Source organism: Mesorhizobium sp. M5C.F.Ca.IN.020.32.2.1 (assembly GCF_004023105.1).
In the GTDB taxonomy this organism is placed as follows: domain Bacteria; phylum Pseudomonadota; class Alphaproteobacteria; order Rhizobiales; family Rhizobiaceae; genus Mesorhizobium; species Mesorhizobium wenxiniae.
Genome location: NZ_RZSX01000855.1, coordinates 1 through 2,660 on the forward strand (window position 1 = coordinate 1; position 2,660 = coordinate 2,660).

General features: G+C 61.6%; 3 protein-coding genes. 1 reads left to right on the top strand and 2 read right to left on the bottom strand.

Annotated features, from left to right (window positions below):
* Positions 1-125: 125 nt before the first annotated feature.
* Together EOA86_RS29915 and EOA86_RS29920 are read right to left on the bottom strand one after the other, a co-directional pair.
* On the bottom strand, positions 126-926 hold the full coding sequence (locus EOA86_RS29915; RefSeq protein ID WP_128344934.1) for a PhnD/SsuA/transferrin family substrate-binding protein: 801 nt from the start codon (positions 924-926) through the stop codon (positions 126-128).
* A gap of 83 nt (positions 927-1,009) precedes the next feature.
* The gene (locus EOA86_RS29920; protein WP_164759746.1) at positions 1,010-2,020 is read right to left on the bottom strand and encodes a fatty acid desaturase; all 1,011 of its coding nucleotides are present in this window, start codon (positions 2,018-2,020) and stop codon (positions 1,010-1,012) included.
* 228 nt (positions 2,021-2,248) lie between these two features.
* Here EOA86_RS29920 and EOA86_RS29925 point away from each other — a divergent pair.
* A partial coding sequence (locus EOA86_RS29925; RefSeq protein WP_164892113.1) for a helix-turn-helix transcriptional regulator occupies positions 2,249-2,660 on the top strand: 412 nt, incomplete at its 3' end.

Below are 2,660 nucleotides of genomic sequence, written 5' to 3' on the forward strand. Positions count from 1 at the left end.
ATATCGGCCGGCTTGGCGGTCACGAGGGTGTCAAGATCGAGGAACAGATCCTGATCACCGAAACCGGCAACGAGCAGCTTTCGAACTATCCGCTCGACGAGCGGCTGCTCGGCGGCTGATTATTTTTATGCGAGCGCCGCGACAGCCTCGCGCAACGCCACCACGATTTTCTCCGGTGTCGATCTGGCGGTGATGAACGGCAGGCCCTTGCGCCGCCTTGTCCAGCCGACCACCGCCACTGCTTCCGCTGCAGGCTCGAAGCGCTGCGCCAGCGCCCAGCTCAGGCAATCGATGGCGGCGACATCGGCCCTGCCCTCGGCAATTGCGGCGATCGAGGCACGGTGGCCACCGCTTTCGCTGCGCTCAGAGAAGATGTCGAGGCTTTCGCCCAGCGCCTCCAGGTCACGCGTCAGCCCGACGATGCCCGACATGGAATCGAGGCTGTTGAAGGTAAAGTGCTTGCCACGCAGGATATCGAGCGGGATGAGAGGGCTGCCGTCGGCCGGTGAGCCAATCGATGGCGCTTCACCTGCCCGCATCACGATGGCGCTCGAATAGAGTTCGCCCTGCCCGCCTTCGAAAGCATCGTAGCTCGGCTGGCCGATCACCTGGACATGCTCCGACAGGCCGGTCTCCATCGGGCCCCAGCAGGTCTGTGCGAACAGCAGCGCCGGATGCAGCCAGAGGCCATGAAAATACAGTTCGCCCGGCGGCAGCGTCGCCGGATCGGGCGCGATGACCTTTCCGGCGGCGTCGCGGATGCCGCCTTCCACAGGCCGTAGATCGGCATTGAAGCGAGCGATGTTTTGCGGCGCGTCGATGCCTTTTTGCCGGAAGGCATCACGCAGCCGCGCCCATTGGGCATCGACCTCGCTCCGCATTTCGGGCCAGTCGTACATCGGCAAGGCGGCAACGAAATCGCTCATGCCGGGATTTTGATCGTTACGCTGAGAAACTGACGAGACCATTGACGCGCACCTGGGCATCGCTGCCGGCGATGCCACAAAATTCATTCTTTCGGCGGCTCGGCGGGCACCGGCGCACTGCCAAGCCCATTGAGGCTGCGCGCTCTGACGCGCGGCTTGAACGCCCGGCCCGGTTCCGGCGTGCGCCGCAGCACCGGGTGGACGATCGGCTCCTTCGCCTTGAACGCATAAGCCTTGAGAAGCGCCAAATAGTTCGGATAAGCGTAGCCATTGTTCATCCGCAGCCACTCGTCACGGCGCTCGCGAAACAGCTTCGGCAGCCGGTACCAAGCCACCGTCGGGCTCTTGTGATGGACGAAATGCAGATTGTTGTTGAGGAACAGGAACGACAGCGGCGAACGCTCGACGATCACCGTGCGGCCTTCCGGATGCTCCGACCATTGGTGCTCTGCGAAGGTGCGGATCGAGATCAGCGATTGGCCCAGCCACACCGGAACCAGGATGTAGAGCCATAGCGGGATGCCGAAGCCGAACTGCACGACCGGCAGCACCACGGCGAGGCCGACGGCGTGCAGCAGCCATGCCTTTCGGATCATCTTGTCGCCGGCGAGCACCTGCTTGGCATCGTCGATGAAGAAGCCGATGCACGACAGCCATGGGCCGAGAATGAGACGGCCGATCATGGTGTTGTTGATCTTCAGCAGGAACTTCATCGCCGGCGGCAATTCGTCATGGTGCCACAGCGCCTTGTAGTAGCTTTCAGGATCGTCAAGCGGATCGGTCAGCCGTTCGTCGGCATGATGGCGCAGATGAATGGTCTTGAACCGACGGAACGGCCAGACGAGACCGATCGGCAGGAAGACGAAAGCTTCGTTGAGCTGCGCATTGCGAGTCGGATGGCCGTGCAGGACTTCGTGCGCCAGCGAGGATTGCAGCGCGGCCATCAAGGCCAGAACGACGAGCGCCAGCAGCGGATAGGACGGCCACAGGAATAGGCCGGCTGCAAGCCAGGTGCCGTAACAGAAAAACGCGAGAAACACGGTCGGCCATTCGATGGCCGGTGCATTGCGTCGTCTGTTATTCATGCTCGTCATGGATCGACCACTGCTCTTCCAGTTGCCGGAATCGTTTTGATTCCTGACAGCATTCTGTCAGGAGCATCGAGATGCCGCAACGCGACAAGGCGCACAAAATGTTGCGATTGCGCATTTTTAGCCGCAGGCGTTATAAATTGTAAACGAACTGGAGGATTCATTTACGCATAAACTGCCGCTTTAGCGGATTTGGCGGATTTTTTTCCTCCCAACGGCCGGAATGACGATATGGACAAACGCGACCTATCGACGATCTTCCGGGAGCGCCTGAAAATGCTCCTGACACGATCCGACTTGAACCAGTCCGCTTTCGCGACGGCGGTGGGCATCGATCGTTCGGCGCTTTCGCAGCTGCTGTCCGGCGCCTCGACACGCCTTCCCCGCGCCGAAACGCTGCTCAACATTGCCGCCGAATTCAAAGTGTCGCTCGACTGGCTGCTCGGCCTCAGCCAGGACGAAGGCGTCACCGGTGAAATCCGCGAGAGCCTGGAGATCGAGGAAGCGCCCGACGGTTTCGACCGCACGCTGCTGGCCAGATGGCATGCCGAGGCCGCCGGTACGAAAATCCGTTACGTGCCGGCCGGCATTCCCGACCTTCTGCGCACCGCGGCGCTCGTCGCCTCCGAGGCTGGTATCGCCA